At 42.0% G+C, this 15,449-nt stretch carries 11 protein-coding genes; 8 read left to right on the top strand and 3 right to left on the bottom strand.

The window, feature by feature from the left end; translation table 11 throughout:
• Positions 1-343: 343 nt before the first annotated feature.
• The 3 genes from ACE01U_RS01660 (at position 344) to ACE01U_RS01650 (ending at position 2,370) form a co-directional block, all read left to right on the top strand.
• Positions 344-751: a YraN family protein gene (locus ACE01U_RS01660; protein WP_086207797.1), complete on the top strand. Its 408-nt coding sequence runs from the start codon at positions 344-346 to the stop codon at positions 749-751.
• Positions 752-812: 61 nt separating this feature from the next.
• Entirely contained in the window at positions 813-1,496 is a 684-nt protein-coding gene (locus ACE01U_RS01655; RefSeq protein ID WP_086207796.1) for a BON domain-containing protein, read from the top strand.
• Positions 1,486-2,370: an alpha/beta hydrolase gene (locus ACE01U_RS01650; protein WP_086207795.1), complete on the top strand. Its 885-nt coding sequence runs from the start codon at positions 1,486-1,488 to the stop codon at positions 2,368-2,370. Before ACE01U_RS01655 ends, ACE01U_RS01650 begins: the two co-directional genes overlap by 11 nt.
• Before the next feature lie 35 nt (positions 2,371-2,405).
• On the opposite strand, the gene nudC is transcribed toward ACE01U_RS01650, so the two are convergent.
• The 3 genes from nudC to dnaQ all read right to left on the bottom strand — a co-directional run bounded on the left by nudC (position 2,406) and on the right by dnaQ (position 6,373).
• Positions 2,406-3,182, bottom strand: a complete 777-nt coding sequence (nudC, locus tag ACE01U_RS01645) for an NAD(+) diphosphatase (protein WP_110975304.1) — start codon at positions 3,180-3,182, stop codon at positions 2,406-2,408.
• Positions 3,182-4,825, bottom strand: a complete 1,644-nt coding sequence (locus tag ACE01U_RS01640; RefSeq protein WP_086207793.1) for a chemotaxis protein — start codon at positions 4,823-4,825, stop codon at positions 3,182-3,184. The genes nudC and ACE01U_RS01640 overlap by 1 nt, the downstream gene beginning before the upstream one ends.
• Positions 4,826-4,951: 126 nt before the next feature.
• Entirely contained in the window at positions 4,952-6,373 is a 1,422-nt protein-coding gene (dnaQ, locus tag ACE01U_RS01635) for a DNA polymerase III subunit epsilon (RefSeq protein ID WP_110975306.1), read from the bottom strand.
• A 209-nt stretch (positions 6,374-6,582) separates the two neighbouring features.
• Here dnaQ and ACE01U_RS01630 point away from each other — a divergent pair, with 209 nt between their 5' ends.
• From ACE01U_RS01630 to ACE01U_RS01610, 5 genes are read left to right on the top strand one after another with little or no spacing between them, the layout of a single operon-like run.
• A complete protein-coding gene (locus tag ACE01U_RS01630; RefSeq protein WP_395553117.1) occupies positions 6,583-9,861 on the top strand; it encodes a lytic transglycosylase in 3,279 nt (1,092 codons plus the stop codon).
• Positions 9,862-9,896: 35 nt separating this feature from the next.
• Positions 9,897-11,738 carry an extracellular solute-binding protein gene (locus ACE01U_RS01625; RefSeq protein ID WP_395553116.1) on the top strand — a complete coding sequence of 614 codons (1,842 nt, stop codon included), beginning with the start codon at positions 9,897-9,899 and terminating at the stop codon, positions 11,736-11,738.
• Between the two features lie 21 nt (positions 11,739-11,759).
• Positions 11,760-12,821, top strand: coding sequence for a microcin C ABC transporter permease YejB (gene yejB, locus ACE01U_RS01620; protein ID WP_291373326.1), 1,062 nt, complete (start codon positions 11,760-11,762; stop codon positions 12,819-12,821).
• Positions 12,821-13,834, top strand: coding sequence for an ABC transporter permease (locus tag ACE01U_RS01615; protein WP_291373328.1), 1,014 nt, complete (start codon positions 12,821-12,823; stop codon positions 13,832-13,834). Before yejB ends, ACE01U_RS01615 begins: the two co-directional genes overlap by 1 nt.
• Positions 13,809-15,398 (top strand): ABC transporter ATP-binding protein, encoded by a 1,590-nt coding sequence (locus ACE01U_RS01610; RefSeq protein ID WP_395553115.1) that lies wholly within the window; start codon positions 13,809-13,811, stop codon positions 15,396-15,398. The genes ACE01U_RS01615 and ACE01U_RS01610 overlap by 26 nt, the downstream gene beginning before the upstream one ends.
• Positions 15,399-15,449 lie beyond the last annotated feature (51 nt).

Here is a 15,449-nt window from a genome sequence, read left to right as displayed (position 1 = left end):
AATAATAAAAGGACTTCGCTTGAAAATCTAAAAGTGCAATATATCTTTTCAAACATACTGCAATACATCATTCTACCCGAATTGCTCGCTATGGCGTGAATTAGAATCTATGAGGCATCTATTTTCCAGCTACAATTTAAGACTTCGCTTGAAATTTGGCTATTAAGAAATAAGGAAAAGTAGAAGTCATCAAGAAAAGTGGTGGTGAGACATCTCAGATAAGAGCTTTTATGTCTAAGCGGATAGGAAGATAATGAAAGTCATCAAACTATATATAATTTAAGCTGTGATTTTTAGATCATACTGCCATTCATAGAAAATAATAACGGGGAAATAGAACAGAATGAAACTGGGACAGTGGGCAGAGCAGCAAGCTTTGGTCTTATTAGAACAACAGGGTTATGCTTATGTGGTAGGCAATTATCATTCAAGATTTGGTGAAATTGATTTAATTGTACAGAAGGAGCAAGAGTTGGTCTTTGTTGAGGTTAAAGCGCGATCAAGAACGCGATTTGCGCAAGCTGTTGAAACAATTTCCCAGTCAAAACAGCGTAAAATAGCCAAAACGGCCATGTTATTTTTACAAGATCATCCACATTTCCAGCATTATTATTGTCGCTTTGATGTGATTTGTTTTGATTTTTTTAAAGAAATTGCAAAAACCATACAGCAAGATTTTTCAAAATTCACTTATGATCAGCAATGGATAGAAAATGCTTTTACTTTTGATCAAGACTTTATTAATCTTTGAACAAAATCAGAGCTGAAATGCTGCATTAAAAATAGTTTGAAAAATTGAGGAGTCTTGCTGAGTGTTCAATCGTATTGCAATGACCGTATTATGTGTCGCAAGTTTATCTGGATGTGCAAGTTTCATTTCGGGTGGAACAGGGACAGCTGCTGTAGGAACAGAAAGTGGTGCGCGTTCATTAGGACAAGTTTTCATCGACTCTTCAATTGAGCGTACTGCAAAAATTAATTTATATAAATTGGATAGCCGTTTTAAACAGTCACGTGTCAATATTGAAAGTTTTCACGGCAATGTACTATTAACAGGACAAGTTCCTGATCAGCATTTACGTCAACTCGCAGAAGATAATGTCCGTGCGATGTCGGATGTAAAAACGGTACATAATTATATTACTGTTGGAGACCAGATCAGTTACGGTACGATCATGCAAGATACATCGGTGACGGCTAATACCCGTGGTTTGATTATGAAAGCAGCGGTGGTTTCTGATGCAAAAGTACGGATTCACACAGAAGATGGCGTGTTGTATGTGATGGGGCGTTTAAATACTGCTGAAATTGCGGACTTAAACCAAGTATTACAACAAGTGGGTAACGTCACTAAAATTATTACCTTAGTTGATAACATTGAACAACAATCACAAACGAGCAATGCATTTGCATCACCTATGATGAATGCTGTACCTACAGAACAAACACCTGTAGCGATAGACCCAGACCAAGTTGAGCCAAGTAATGTTCAATAAACTTCAGCCTTTTATTAAAGGACTGAATCGTTCGGTAGAGTATGCAAGATTACTGTACCGTGATTTTCGTATTTATGATGTCGGTAGCTATGCCCTAAACCGTTTAACGCCGCGTAAAGGCTATTTCGTTCAAGAAAATGTAGCTTATGGTTTGCGTGCGCGACATCGTTTGGATTTGTTCCGCACACAAACGCCACGTGAGCATCGTCCACTAATTGTTTTTGTGCATGGTGGTGCGTGGATGCATGGTGATAAGAAAGACTATCGCTTCATTGGTGAGGCTTTTGCCAAAGAAGGTTTTGATGTGGCAGTGATTAATTATCATTTGGCACCTGAGCATATCTTTCCGACCTCAATTGATGACTTGAGTTTGGCTTTAAACTTTTTAAATGTGCATCAACAAAAGTATCAGATTTCGACTGAAAAAGTCGTATTGATGGGGCATTCCGCAGGCGCATTTAATGTGATGTCGGCGCTTTATCATCCTAAGCCTTATGAGATCCAGTGCCGAAGTCAAATTACCGCCATTATTGGTTTGGCAGGGCCTTATCATTTTGACTATAAAGGCGATCCAATTTGTGCAGATGCTTTTGATCAAAACAAGCCTTATCAAGAAGTCATGCCGTATTATTTTGTTGAGTCGAATACGGTGAAACATTATCTGCTGGTTGCAGAAAATGATGACATTGTTGGCTTAAGCAATGCTGTTGACTTGGATCGTAGATTGAAAGAAAAGGGTAATTACAGTCAACTTTGGACCGTACCACGTATGGGACATATCTCGATGATTGGTTCAGTCTCAAGTTTATTTAGTCGTTACTTTAGTACCAAGCAAAAAATCATGCAGGCGTTAGAGGATGCACTTAAGCATTAATTGGGTCGTAACTTATCATGGAATAGTGAGTGAGCTTATAGCCACTCACGTGTGTCATCGGCTACAATAGTCCCTTGAGTCGCATGCATAATCATCGCATGCGCGATACTGCCTTTAAAAGGAATTTCAGGGAGTTGATCAAACTTAAAGAATTGTGCATCACTGATTTCTTCTTCTTGTAAACATAGTTCACCCGAGGCATATTCAGCTTTAAATGCAACCATTAAATTACTCGGGAAAGGCCAAGGTTGACTTGCCAAGTATTGAATATTTTGCACTTGAATCCCGACTTCTTCCAAGGTTTCGCGACGTACCGCTTCTTCTAAAGTTTCACCGACCTCAACAAAACCTGCAATCAAACCATACATGTTGCTGCGTGTGTTACGTGCATTTTTAGCCAATAGGATTTCATTTTCCCCCCGAGTGATGACTGTAATCACACACGGTTGTACACGTGGGTACTGATGATAACCACAGGCAGGGCAAATCATGGCGTACTCGGTCGCATGTGCTTGAGTGGCATGACCACAGTGGCTACAGTACTTATGATTACGGCGCCATTCTAGTAGTTGGATTGCGCGGCTGGCTTGCTCAAATTGCTCAGTACTCCAAAGTGGAAGTAACTGACGAATTGGAATTAACTGTAAACCTTCGGGAATAGGCTCATTTTCTAATAAATCTCGGGCAATCACCTGATCACCCGAGTGAAAACTTAAATCACTTGCTAACTTTTCTACACGGGGCAATTGGAAGTTATGGTCAACCAATAATTGTTGTTGATGAAAAATATATGCAAGTGATAATTCTGACATTAGGCAACAGTCTTTAAGTTTTGGCTACTGGCTAATGCTACATCAAACATGCTGTGTAATACAGGTTGTTTACTCTTTAAATTCTCAATCAGCATATCGGCACTTGCGAGTGCATCAAGCACATGATTCACTTGCGCTGCTGTCAGAGCCGTTTCTGCATCTAGCTGTTGTTGAACAAATGCTGCTGCAATATTCAGTGCTGTTTGACCATGTTCTGCACCCAAGAACAACATTGCACCAGCTACTTCACGTAACTGGGCAGAGGTATTCTCAAGCACGATTAAGTTTTGTTCTTGTTGGTATTGCGTCAATGCTTGACTGCTTAAATCAATGGATACTTTTGCTTCTGTGAGCAAAGCTGCATGTGCTTCGTCTAAACGGTCTAGCGAGATATTCATGTTGTTGACACGAAGCTGTAAGCGGCTTGATGTATGGTGACGCTCTAGTACGCCAATCGAGTTCATTGCTGACAGAATGACATTCATGAGTTGTTGTGCAAAGTTTTCATCTTTAAGCATATCAGTTTGACTGAGAGATGCTGCCTGACGGTTTAAGTCATTATGTGCTTCGTTTAAATTTAACACTTTGAAAATATTGGCAAGATCGACCAGCTTCGCTTGAAGCTCTTGAGTCTTTTCTGGCGTCATGTTTTGGTAGTTGTACTCAATATCATTACGGATTTGCGACATTTCAGCGGTGACCAAATCACTAATCGTATGCATTGTTTCAAAATCAGGGCCATATAAGTGGCGGCTGAAAACTTGTAGTTGAGTATCAGTCAGTAGGTCATCGCCAATGTTGAGTTGACTCCGAATTTGCTGAGATACTTCATCTTCTTGGCTAATACAAAGGCTGAGAATATTAGCAAGATCTGTTAAGTCTGCTTTGAAGCTTTCAGGGGCTGCAAAGAATTGCGCCATATTACGTTCAATACTGACTAGGGTGCGTAAGCGGGGTTCATTGATGATGAGCTGATCAATTTGATTGAGTGCAACATAGACCAAGTTCCAATACTGTTTACTTGGTGTTTGTTCAGATAGCCCCGCTAAATAGGTTCCAACCAATTTTATAGCTTGTAAGTCCAACTCACTCTCTTCTTGTTTCAGCATTTTGCTCAAAGAAAGCTTATACAAGCGGTGAACGTATTGTGATTTTTCAAGACTTGGTGCTTGGGGTAAATGAAAATCAGGAGTGATGCAATCTAATAGCGACTCGATATGTTGACCTTCTTGGGTCAAAGGTTTACCTAAAGCCAGTTCCAGTCGGTTTAATGTATCGAGTAAAAACTGTGGGATTTTGACTTCTCTTAAGCAGATGAATTCAATGTAGCGCTTTAGCATCGTTGTGCCTTCACTCAGCGCAATGACATCTTGCGTATTAATTTGTGCAGGATTCCCCATGATCTTGCGCATTAACTCAGCAGAGTATTCAGCAATTTTTGCCAAGCTTGGCATATCAATCAATGCAAGGACTTGAGCACACTGCTCAAATTGGTTTAATGCATCGTCAATTCCAAATGGTAAAGTCTGATCTTCTGCTAAGGTGCTCACAGCTGATTCAACCAGTTTAATGGAATTATCCACTTCATTTTTTATTATCAGCAGCGCTGTTGGATCAAAATGAATAGAGGTTTGGTAAGACATTGATCTGCACCTATCCTAGTGTTTTATCATGTTTATATGCTGCCAAATAGAGGCATAGCAACTTGTTTATCACTATAGCCTAACTGAAAAATCTTGTAATACAAAAGTTAACAAAAACTTTAGATTTTATTTGGCGAAAAGGCAAGGTGTGCCATGTTTTTCTTGGTATTGTTTGACCCAAGTCTCATGTGCTTCTAGTTCCTCGGTCGAGGGTAAAATCACTGGGAGTTCAATTTCAAGTGTTTGACGTGTTGCTTGGCTATTTTGTTGTTCGCTATGTGATAGGGCGTCCATATCAAAAGAAACCTGACCACCCGTCATAGCTAAGTAAACATCGGCTAGGATTTCAGCATCTAGCAATGCGCCGTGAAATGTACGGTCACGCTGTGGAATTTCGTAACGGCGAACTAAGGCATCGAGTGAGTTTTTCTGTCCCGGATGCTTAGACTTTGCCATCGCGAGGGTATCTGTCACCGCACATACTTCAGAAAGCGCAACAAAACCTGCACGCTTGAACTCTGTATCTAAGAAGTTCATATCGAAAGTCGCGTTATGTGCAATGATCTCAGCACCTTTTAAATATGCAAACAAAGTATCTGCAATATCTTGGTACAGCGGTTTGTCTTTAAGAAAGTCATCTGAAATACCGTGGACATTTTCAGAGTCGCCCACAGGTTTTTGCGGATTGATATAAATATGAATTGAACTACCCGTAAGTTTGCGGTTGACCATTTCAATGGCACCGACTTCAATAATACGGTCGCCATCTTGATAATAAAAACCTGTGGTTTCAGTATCGAGAATGAGTTGTCTTGAACCAAAGACTTCAACTTTGCGCGGGGTAATCACAATTTGCGGATGTTGATTGAGTTGTGTTAAATCGACACTTGCCGTAATTTCAGGCGTTTGATCAGTAGAAGGCTTTGTTGTCTCAAATTCTGGTTCAGCTACTGTACTTGGTACTTGTACTGGAACGTCTATTTCACTTTCGGCTAAATCTTCGCTGTCATCGGCTTCTTCGTCATCGAAACCCAAACCAAAAGGATCGTTTAACAACCAGTCGGGTTCAACTTTTTTTTTATCTACAGACGGTTCTGTTGTTGCAGTTTTAGACTGACGAAGTTGAGCCTGTGTTTGATCGGCACCGAGGTTTGCCAATTGATCTGCCATTTCATTGCCTTCGTGACCTGCATGACCTTTAACCCAATGCCAGTCGATATCACGCCCTTGACAGGCTGCATCGAGTTTTTGCCATAAGTCTGGATTTTTAACATCTTTCCAATTTTTCTTTTTCCAACCCGTAATCCACTCGGTAATGCCGCGTTTTACGTAGGTTGAATCCGTCCAAACAATTAACTTTGCGTCTGTTGGGCAAAAAAGGATACCCTCAATAGCGGCAGTGAGTTCCATGCGGTTATTGGTGGTATTATCTTCACCACCACACAGTTTATGTTCTTCAGTTTCTGTAATAATGTAGGCACCCCATCCCCCAAGACCTGGGTTTCCACGACAAGCACCATCGACATACAGGGTAATTGTTTGTGACATACACAACTTCCGTAAACTGAAAATTAAAACTAAGCAGGCACCATTGTATAACGCAAATGCACTAGAGAAGTGTATAAGATGCAGCTTTTTTAATTTCTTGTAACATTTATACTGATTTCGAGTTAAATTAACGCCTTGTGTCTGTGGCCTGCTTTACTACAATGGCAGATCTAAAAAATAAATTTTATACGAGTTGTTTGGATTCTCTTATGTATAAGTCAGCTACCTTTTTTGGCCAACCGATGTTACCGACATTATTTAAAATTACAGTCCTCGGTTCAGCACTTGCGACACTCGGTTTGGTAGGCTGTTCCTCGACGCAAAGTGCAACTCAGGCATCGAAGTCCAAACAACTGGGTTCAGGTTATTTAGATGCAAACAGTTTAGATTCTTTAGAAGACCTCCTTTCTGCGACCGATATGCGCGCGGTGGAAGGGGATCGACTTTTGGTGTTAAAGCACGGTGACGTGTGGAAACGGATGACTGTGGGTTTTAAGATGAACAGTGATCACTGGAATCCACGTATTGATGCACAGCGCGGTTGGTTTATTTCACGTCAACCGTATTTGGATCGCTTAAGTGCGCGTGCTTCACGTTATTTGTATCATACTGTTAAAGAAGCTGAGCGTCGTGGTTTACCAACAGAGCTTGCTCTGCTACCTGTGATTGAAAGCTCGTATGATCCTGCTGCAACCAGTAGTGCTGCAGCTGCCGGCTTATGGCAATTTATTCCAAGTACTGGCCGTATTTATGGCTTAAAACAAAGTAGCCAGTACGATGGCCGACGTGATGTGGTTGAGTCAACGCGTGCTGCGTATGAATTCTTAGGAAGTTTATATAACCAGTTTGGTTCATGGGAACTTGCGCTAGCAGCTTATAATGCAGGTCCGGGCCGTATTCAACAAGCGATTAACCGCAATAAAGCGGCGGGTTTACCAACGGATTATTGGTCGTTAAAACTGCCTGAAGAAACCATGAACTATGTACCACGTTTCTTGGCAGTTGCGCAGATCATTAAAAATCCAAATGCCTATAACATTAATTTGCCGCCGATTGCGAACCGTCCGCACTTTAGAGAAGTCACTGTGGGCGCGGTGAGTTTAAATGAAGTTGCGTCGATTACAGGTTTAAGCCGAGCCGAATTATATCAGTTAAATCCAGGACACCGTGGAGAGTGGATTGATAGTTCAAGTCCAATGCGAATTTTAATTCCTGCAGATTTGAGCCCTTCGGTTGATGCGCGTTTGAAGAAGTTACAAGGTGGCTCAGGCGGTTTATGGGCATCTGCCAATACTAAATTGCCTGAAAATAATCAAACAATCCAACCGAGCAAAGTTGAACCACCAACTTTAAACAGCAAAACTATTTCTCCATCGAAAAATACTCCTCCAGTTTTGGCGGCAACAACAACCAAAACTGAGCCGAAGTTAACGACATCCACTGTAACGTCATCTAGTGCCACAAGTGTAAGTACCCCCGTACGCGGTTCTACGCCTAAAGGTTCGAGTGCACTAGCAGCCTTTGCTGCCAATAGCGATATTCCAAGTGCACCACGTATTCCTGTTGCTGTAACGCCTGTGACACCTGTAAAACCAGTATCAGTTGAACCCCCGATTTCTGCTGCGGAGCGTGAGCAGTTAACTGCAGCCATTCAGGCTGAAGGTCAAACTAAAACTGTTGATGAAGTCCTAAAACCTGTTGCGACCAAAGCAGAACAAGCTGAAGTGGTTGCTGAAATTCAAGCTTTAGCACCACAAGGGACAGAAATTGTCGATCCTTTAGATGGCAAAATTAAACTGACTGCAATTCAAACGAGTCAGTCTGTGGCTGAGCTACAAGGTAAAGAGTTGACTAAAGGCTTTGCATATCCAAAATCGGTGGCAGACAATACCAGTCTGGATTCGGACGAAGTGAAACGTAATCAAGGTAAAAACTTTGTTAAGACTGACTCTGAAATTGTAATTGTTCCGCCAAAAGGCAAACGTTCAACTTATACCGTACAACCGGGTGATACTTTAGCCGTAATTGCAGCTAAAAATGGGGTGAATTGGCGTGATGTAGCGAAATGGAACCAAATGGATGCCAATGCTACACTATATGTCGGAACCTCTATTTATTTATATGACGCAAAACCTCTGGTTGAAAAAGTCGAACCGCGTTCTGCTATAAAAACCGATTCTAAGCCTGATAGTTATACCGTTCGTGCTAATGATACTTTAACGGGTATTGCAGATGAATTTGGTTTAAGCCTCAAGCAGTTGGCTGACTATAATGGTTTAAGTGTGAGCAGTGGCGTGCGTGTGGGACAAAAGCTTTCCTTAAAAGAAACAGCACAATCACGCGCAAAAGCTAACGATGAGAAAGCCACCAGCCAAACTAAAGTAGCAATTCAGTCTTATACGGTGAAACGTGGCGAATATTTAAAACTGATTGCAGACCGTTATGCGCTATCAAATCAAGAATTGGCAGATTTAACACCAGGTTTAAATGCGGGCAGCAACTTGTTGGTGGGACAAAAAATTAATGTGCCTCTCAATGATGTTAAAAGCTTAGCGGCAAATAATACAAAAGCCTCTTCTGTTAAAATTGATAATGCTAAAGCTGCACCACAGTTCAAAGTTGAAAGTTATAAAGTGCAACGTGGCGATACACTTTATAGCATTGCCTCACAGTCGAAAATGAGCCTGTCTGAGCTTGCGGATTTAAACAACATTTCAAGCAATAGTGGCTTACAAGTCGGTCAAACAATCAAAATCCCTGCGGGTTCAACTGTGCCAGATACTTATACGGTTCAGTCTGGGGATTCGTTAACTGCGATTGCTTCGAAATATAATTTGGGTATGGACTATATTGCTGACCTCAATAATATGAGTCGTACAGCGGGCTTACGTGCGGGTCAAAAACTCAAATTAACGGGTGAAGTATCTGCTGTTGAAATGCCGAAAACAGTCGAAAAACAAACGACTGCAAGTAATAACCCAACTGATATTCACGTGGTGAAATCGGGAGAAACCCTAAATAGTATTGCGCGTAAATATCACTTACAGCTTAACTATTTGGCTGAACTGAATAACTTAAGCCGTACGGCCAATGTTCGTGTCGGTCAGCGTTTAAAAATAGACGGTGATGTTGATCCGGCGCCAATTAAAACAGAAACAGTGACAGCAAAACCACAAGCAAATTCAGGTCGAGCAACTGAAAGCTATAAAGTGAAGTCAGGTGAATCGTTAAACTCAATTGCAAGTCGTGTTGGGATGTCGGTGTCAGAGCTTGCTGCTTTAAATAACCTCAGTGCACGTGCGGGCTTACAAGTTGGCCAAAGCATTCAAATCCCGAAACTGATTACGCAGTACACAGTGAAACGTGGTGATACCTTAATTGGACTGGCAAGCCGTTATGGGGTGGACACTTCGCAATTGGCTGAGCTCAATGACATTAAGCCGAATACGCAGTTGCGCATTGGTGATGTAATTAAGGTGCCGAACTAATATTGAGTTGAAATGCAATTTCAGAGAAATCTCCGATGATGGTTAGAACAACGCTCTTGCTGTTCAGCCTTGTAACGATACCTTTAAAGGCATGGTCTGCAGTGCAGACCATGCCTTTTATTGCACCTTATGGTATGCCGAAATACAGCCAATTAGATCATCTGCCTTATGCCAATGTGCAGGCACCGAAGGGTGGTGAATTAACACGTGCAGTCATTGGGAGTTTTGATAACTTAAACAGCATGAATGGTCGCGGTACTGCGGTTGAGGGAACCAATTATTTATTTGACTCACTCATGAGTAGTTCGTTAGATGAGCCTGCAGTGATGTATCCATTGCTGGCAGAAAAGGTCAGTTATGACCCGAAAAATTTTAACGCGATCATTTTTCATTTAAACCCAAAAGCACGATTTAGTGATGGTAGTGCTGTTACCGCAGCTGATGTAAAGTTCAGTTTTGATCTTTTTCAAACCAAGTCCAATTTTGGCTTACAGATGTATTTGTCGGATTTAGCCAAGACCGAAGTGTTGTCCAAATACAGCGTCAAAATGTATTTTAAAACACGAAATAATGTGGAAATGCCTTTGATCGTGGCCAGAATGCCAATTTATTCCAAAAAAGACTGGCAAGGCAAAGACTTTAGTCAAACTTCAGTCAAGCCGATTTTAGGCTCAGGCCCTTATGTTTTAGAGAAAATCAATGCAGGGCAGCGGGTTGTTTATAAGCGTAATCCAAAGTATTGGGCCAAAGATTTAAAGGTCAATCAAGGGCGTTATAATTTTAACCGTGTGGGCTATGTGTATTATCGCAGCAAAGATATTGCTTTTACTGCGTTTAAGGCGGGTTTATATACTTTGCATGAGGAAGAGTCCGCACGCCAATGGGTGACTGCCTATAACTTTCCCGCAGTGAAACAAGGTCTCGTTAAAAAGTATCGCTTTAAGCATTTCAATCCGATACCGACGCAAAGTTTTGTGTTTAATACTCGTCGTCAGCCCTTTCAAGATATTTATTTTCGCCAAGCTTTAACTTATACCTACGACTTTGAGTGGCAAAACAAAGCGATGTTCTATGGGCAATATCAACGCCTGCAAAGCTATTTTTCTAATAGCGAACTAGAGGCGAAGGGTTTGCCTTCGGCTGCTGAAATCAAAATCTTAAAACCTTATTTGGCGAAATTGCATCCTGAGCAGCGAAACGGCGTTTTAAAAAATTGGCATTATTCAGCTTCAGATGGATCGGGCTATAATCGAAATAATTTGCTTATCGCACGACAGATTTTATTAAAAAATGGCTATAGATATAATGCCAAAGGGCAATTGTTGGATCGGAAAAATAAGCCGATCCAGTTTGAGTTTCTGATTCAGCCAAGTGATGCTGTGCGTGAAGTTGTGCCTTTTGTTCGCCATCTAAAGCGACTAGGAATACAGCTAAACATTCGACAGGTTGATACACCTCAGTATTATGAGCGGATGCGTACTCAAGCTTTTGATATGACGCTACAAACGATGCCGCAGTCTTTAACACCGGGCAAAGAACAGGTACAACTGTGGGGTAGTACTTCAGCCCATCAGGTGGGAAATTATAATTATTCAGGCATTCAAAATCCGGTGATTGATCAGATGATTCAACAGTTGATTCAAGCACCTGATCGTAAGCAAGTGGTGGTACAAACGCGTATTTTAGATCGCTTGCTGCGTGCAGGTTATTATCAAATACCAACCTATGGTAAAGCTGATCAATGGTATGCCTATTGGAATATGTATCAAAAACCGGCACGGAGCCCGCAGTTGAATGTCGGGTTGGATTATTGGTGGAGTGATGCTAAACAGACAAAAAAGGTGAGCCAGTATTTAGGTCAGGCAACCAAGCCATAAGCTGGCATAGGGGTTTTTGAGATGCGTATCTATATATTCAAAAGGCTGTTGCTGATTGTTCCGACCTTATTTTTGATTTTGTTGATCAATTTTGCTGTGATCCAAATTGCGCCTGGAGGGCCTGTTGAGCAAGCCATTCAGCAAGCGGAAGTCATGCAAACTTTGGGTAATCTGGGCGGTGCAGGTGCAGGTTCAAATGTCTATCAGGGCGCACAAGGACTTAGTGATGAAATGCTCGCAAAGATCAAAGCACATTATGGTTTTGATCAGCCCATGCATGTACGCTTTTTTGCAATGGTGAAAAATTATGCGCAACTGGACTTCGGTACCAGCTTTTTTAAAGACCAGCCCGTTACAGCACTGATTAAGGATAAATTACCCGTATCCGTGTCCTTAGGGCTGTGGAGTGCCTTGTTAATTTATCTGATTTCCATTCCTTTGGGCATCAAAAAAGCTCGATTGCACGGTACGGTGTTTGATCAGTCTACATCGCTACTGCTGGCCGTGGCTTATGCGGTTCCTGCATTTATTTTTGCAATTCTTCTGATTGTATTTTTTGCAGGCGGTTCTTATTTTCAATGGTTCCCCTTACAAGGTTTGGTTTCGGAAAATTTTGTGGACTTGTCGCTATGGGGCAAAATTAAAGATTATTTTTGGCACATGGCTTTACCGCTGTTAGCCATGGTGATTGGTGGTTTTGCCACGGTGACTTATCTCACCAAGTATTCGTTTATGGAAGAGCTCAGCAAGCCCTACGTGCTGACGGCGCGTTCTAAAGGTCTGACCGAGTCTCAAGTGTTGTATGGTCATGTGTTTCGCAATGCAATATTGATTGTGGTAGCAGGTTTACCTGAAGCTTTAATCGCTTACTTTTTTGTAGGTAATTTATTTATCGAGATCATTTTTAATCTGGATGGTTTAGGTTTATTGGGCTTTGAGGCGATTGTGCAACGCGACTATCCTGTGATCTTTGGCACCTTGTTCATTTTTACTTTGTTGGGCTTGCTGCTGCGTCTGATTGGCGATGTGTTGTATCAGTTGATTGATCCGCGAATACATTTTGATTCGCAAGGGAGAGGCTGATGTCACCCATTTTACAGGCAGGTTTCAAACGATTTAAGCAAAATAGGCTCGGGCTCAGTTGTTGTATTTTATTTATCTGTGTTTTTGTCCTTTCTTTAGCTGCAGAACTGATCGCGAATGATAAACCGCTGTTGGTGAAGTATGATCATGCTTTGTATTTCCCTGTATTGAAACACTATCCTGAAACGACTTTTGGCGGTGTTTTTGAGACTGAAACTGAATATAAAGATCCAGTGGTACAACAGCTGATTCAAGCAAAAGGTTGGGCCATGTGGCCGTTGATTCAATATTCATATCAAACCCCGAATGTAGATTTAACTGTCCCAGTACCGTCACCACCCACGGCGCAAAATTGGCTCGGGACAGATGACCAAGGTCGTGATGTCTTGGCGCGAGTATTATATGGCTTACGTGTCTCATTGCTGTTTGGTTTTATTTTGACTTTCTGTTCAGCTGTATTGGGCATTGTGATTGGGGCAATACAAGGTTATTACGGTGGTTGGGTGGATTTAATTGGGCAGCGCATTTTAGAAGTCTGGGGTGGGCTACCCATGCTGTTCATGGTGATGATTCTAGTCAGTATGTTCAGCCCCAATATCTACTGGCTGTTTTTCATCATGCTGTTATTCAGTTGGACGATTTTGGTTCCATTGGTACGTGCTGAGTTTTTAAGAGCGCGCCAGTTGGATTATGTTCGTGGAGCACGGAGTTTAGGTGTCACCAACCGAGCTATTATCTTTCGGCATATTTTACCCAATGCCATCAGCTCTAGCTTGTCACAACTTCCTTTTATCTTAACTGCCAATATTACTGCGTTAACAGCACTGGATTTCTTGGGTTATGGCCTACCGCCTGATGCGGCATCACTGGGCGAGCTTTTGTTACAAGGGAAGAATAATTTAAATGCGCCGTGGTTGGCACTGTCTGGCTTTTTTAGCTTGGCCATTGTGCTTGCGTTGCTGATGTATATCGGGGAGGCTTTGCGCGATGCATTTGACCCTAGACGCCAATAGTACAGCACCGATACTTAAAGTGAATGCACTGAGCATTCAAAGTACAGAAAGGGTGTTGGTCGATCAGCTCAGTTTTGAACTGCGTGCTGGGCAGACTTTAGCGTTGGTTGGAGAGAGCGGTTCGGGAAAATCAATCAGCGCTTTAGCCTTGATGGGTTTATTGCCGAAAACATTGCAAGTGCAAGGCTCAGTACTGTTAGATGGAAAAAATCTCCTAGCGCTGAACGATGCACAATTTAGGCCGATTCGTGGGCAAAAAATCGCGATGGTTTTTCAAGAGCCGATGACCGCCTTGAATTCTTTACATCGGGTGGAAAAGATCATTGCTGAGACTCTATGGTTACAGGGCTGGTCGAAAACGCAAGCTCGGCAGCGTGTAATTGCCTTGCTAGAGGACGTGGGTATTGCAAATCCGGAAAGTGTGTTGCAACGTTTTCCTTATGAGTTGTCTGGTGGACAGCGCCAACGGGTCATGATTGCTATGGCGCTGGTGCAAGAGCCTGATATTTTGATTGCTGATGAACCCACCACAGCACTAGATGTCATGTTACAAGTTCAAATTTTAGACTTGCTCAAGTCTTTACAACAGCGTCATAACATGGCCATGATTTTGATTAGCCATGACCTCAACTTGGTGAAACACTATGCTGATGATGTCGTGGTCATCCATCAAGGTAGGGTCATCGAGCAGGGGAAGGTTGCGCAAATTTTTGAGCAGTCGCAGTCTACTTATACTCAAAACTTACTCAATCATTCTTTTGGTCAAGCCATTAGCGTACAAAATGCAGCACCTTTACTCAGCTTAAAACAACTTGAGGTCAAATTTCCGATTAAAAAAGGCTGGTTGAATCGAACGACGCAGTATCGTGCTGCGATTGAAGCTTTAGACTTAAGCTTGGCTCAAGGACATTCTTTGGGCGTGGTGGGGGAAAGTGGTGCAGGCAAAAGTTCTTTGGCACTTGCTCTAGCAAGGTTGATTGAAAGTCGAGGACAGATCCAGTTTGGAGAACATGATTTAAACCAACTTTCGCAAAAAGCATTACGTCCACTTCGCGGTGATTTTCAAATCGTGTTTCAAGACCCGTTTGCAAGTTTGAATCCACGCATGAGTGTTGAGCAAATTATCATGGAAGGTCTGACCTTAAAACATTTGTCCTTGTTCGAGAGGACACAGCTTGTTGAGAATGTCTTATCTCAGGTGGAGTTACCAGTCACATTTAAAAGCTATTATCCACATGAGCTATCTGGCGGACAGCGGCAACGTGTGGCTTTGGCGAGAGCCTTGATACTTCAACCAAAACTATTGATTTTAGATGAGCCAACCTCGGCTTTAGACCGAAGTACGCAACGTTCGATCGTGGCTTTATTACGCCGTCTACAACAGGAGCAGGGCATCAGCTATTTGTTTATTAGTCATGACTTACAAGTGGTACGAGCACTTTGCCAACACGTTTTGGTCTTGCGACATGCCAGAGTAGTAGAGTTACAAGCCACGGAACAGCTTTTTGAGCAACCGCAGTCTGACTATACGCGTAAATTGATTCAAGCCAGTCAGTATCAGTAAAATTATTTTGCTAAATAAAAGCTTAGAGAATTTGACAAAATGAATTGTCAA

The sequence above is a fragment of the Acinetobacter halobius genome, assembly GCF_044130335.1.
In the GTDB taxonomy this organism is placed as follows: Bacteria; Pseudomonadota; Gammaproteobacteria; order Pseudomonadales; family Moraxellaceae; genus Acinetobacter.
Note: the sequence above shows the minus strand (reverse complement) of the source record. Positions and strands in the feature narration are given on the sequence as shown.

What these genes read in the sequence shown, in the direction of transcription:
- nudC (WP_110975304.1), bottom strand. Translation starts at nt 3,182, where the DNA reads ATGTCAGAATTATCACTTGCATATATTTTTCATCAACAACAATTATTG.
- ACE01U_RS01640 (WP_086207793.1), bottom strand. Translation starts at nt 4,825, where the DNA reads ATGTCTTACCAAACCTCTATTCATTTTGATCCAACAGCGCTGCTGATA.
- ACE01U_RS01660 (WP_086207797.1), top strand. Translation starts at nt 344, where the DNA reads ATGAAACTGGGACAGTGGGCAGAGCAGCAAGCTTTGGTCTTATTAGAA.
- yejB (WP_291373326.1), top strand. Translation starts at nt 11,760, where the DNA reads ATGCGTATCTATATATTCAAAAGGCTGTTGCTGATTGTTCCGACCTTA.
- ACE01U_RS01630 (WP_395553117.1), top strand. Translation starts at nt 6,583, where the DNA reads ATGTATAAGTCAGCTACCTTTTTTGGCCAACCGATGTTACCGACATTA.
- ACE01U_RS01615 (WP_291373328.1), top strand. Translation starts at nt 12,821, where the DNA reads ATGTCACCCATTTTACAGGCAGGTTTCAAACGATTTAAGCAAAATAGG.
- ACE01U_RS01625 (WP_395553116.1), top strand. Translation starts at nt 9,897, where the DNA reads ATGATGGTTAGAACAACGCTCTTGCTGTTCAGCCTTGTAACGATACCT.
- ACE01U_RS01650 (WP_086207795.1), top strand. Translation starts at nt 1,486, where the DNA reads ATGTTCAATAAACTTCAGCCTTTTATTAAAGGACTGAATCGTTCGGTA.
- dnaQ (WP_110975306.1), bottom strand. Translation starts at nt 6,373, where the DNA reads ATGTCACAAACAATTACCCTGTATGTCGATGGTGCTTGTCGTGGAAAC.
- ACE01U_RS01610 (WP_395553115.1), top strand. Translation starts at nt 13,809, where the DNA reads ATGCATTTGACCCTAGACGCCAATAGTACAGCACCGATACTTAAAGTG.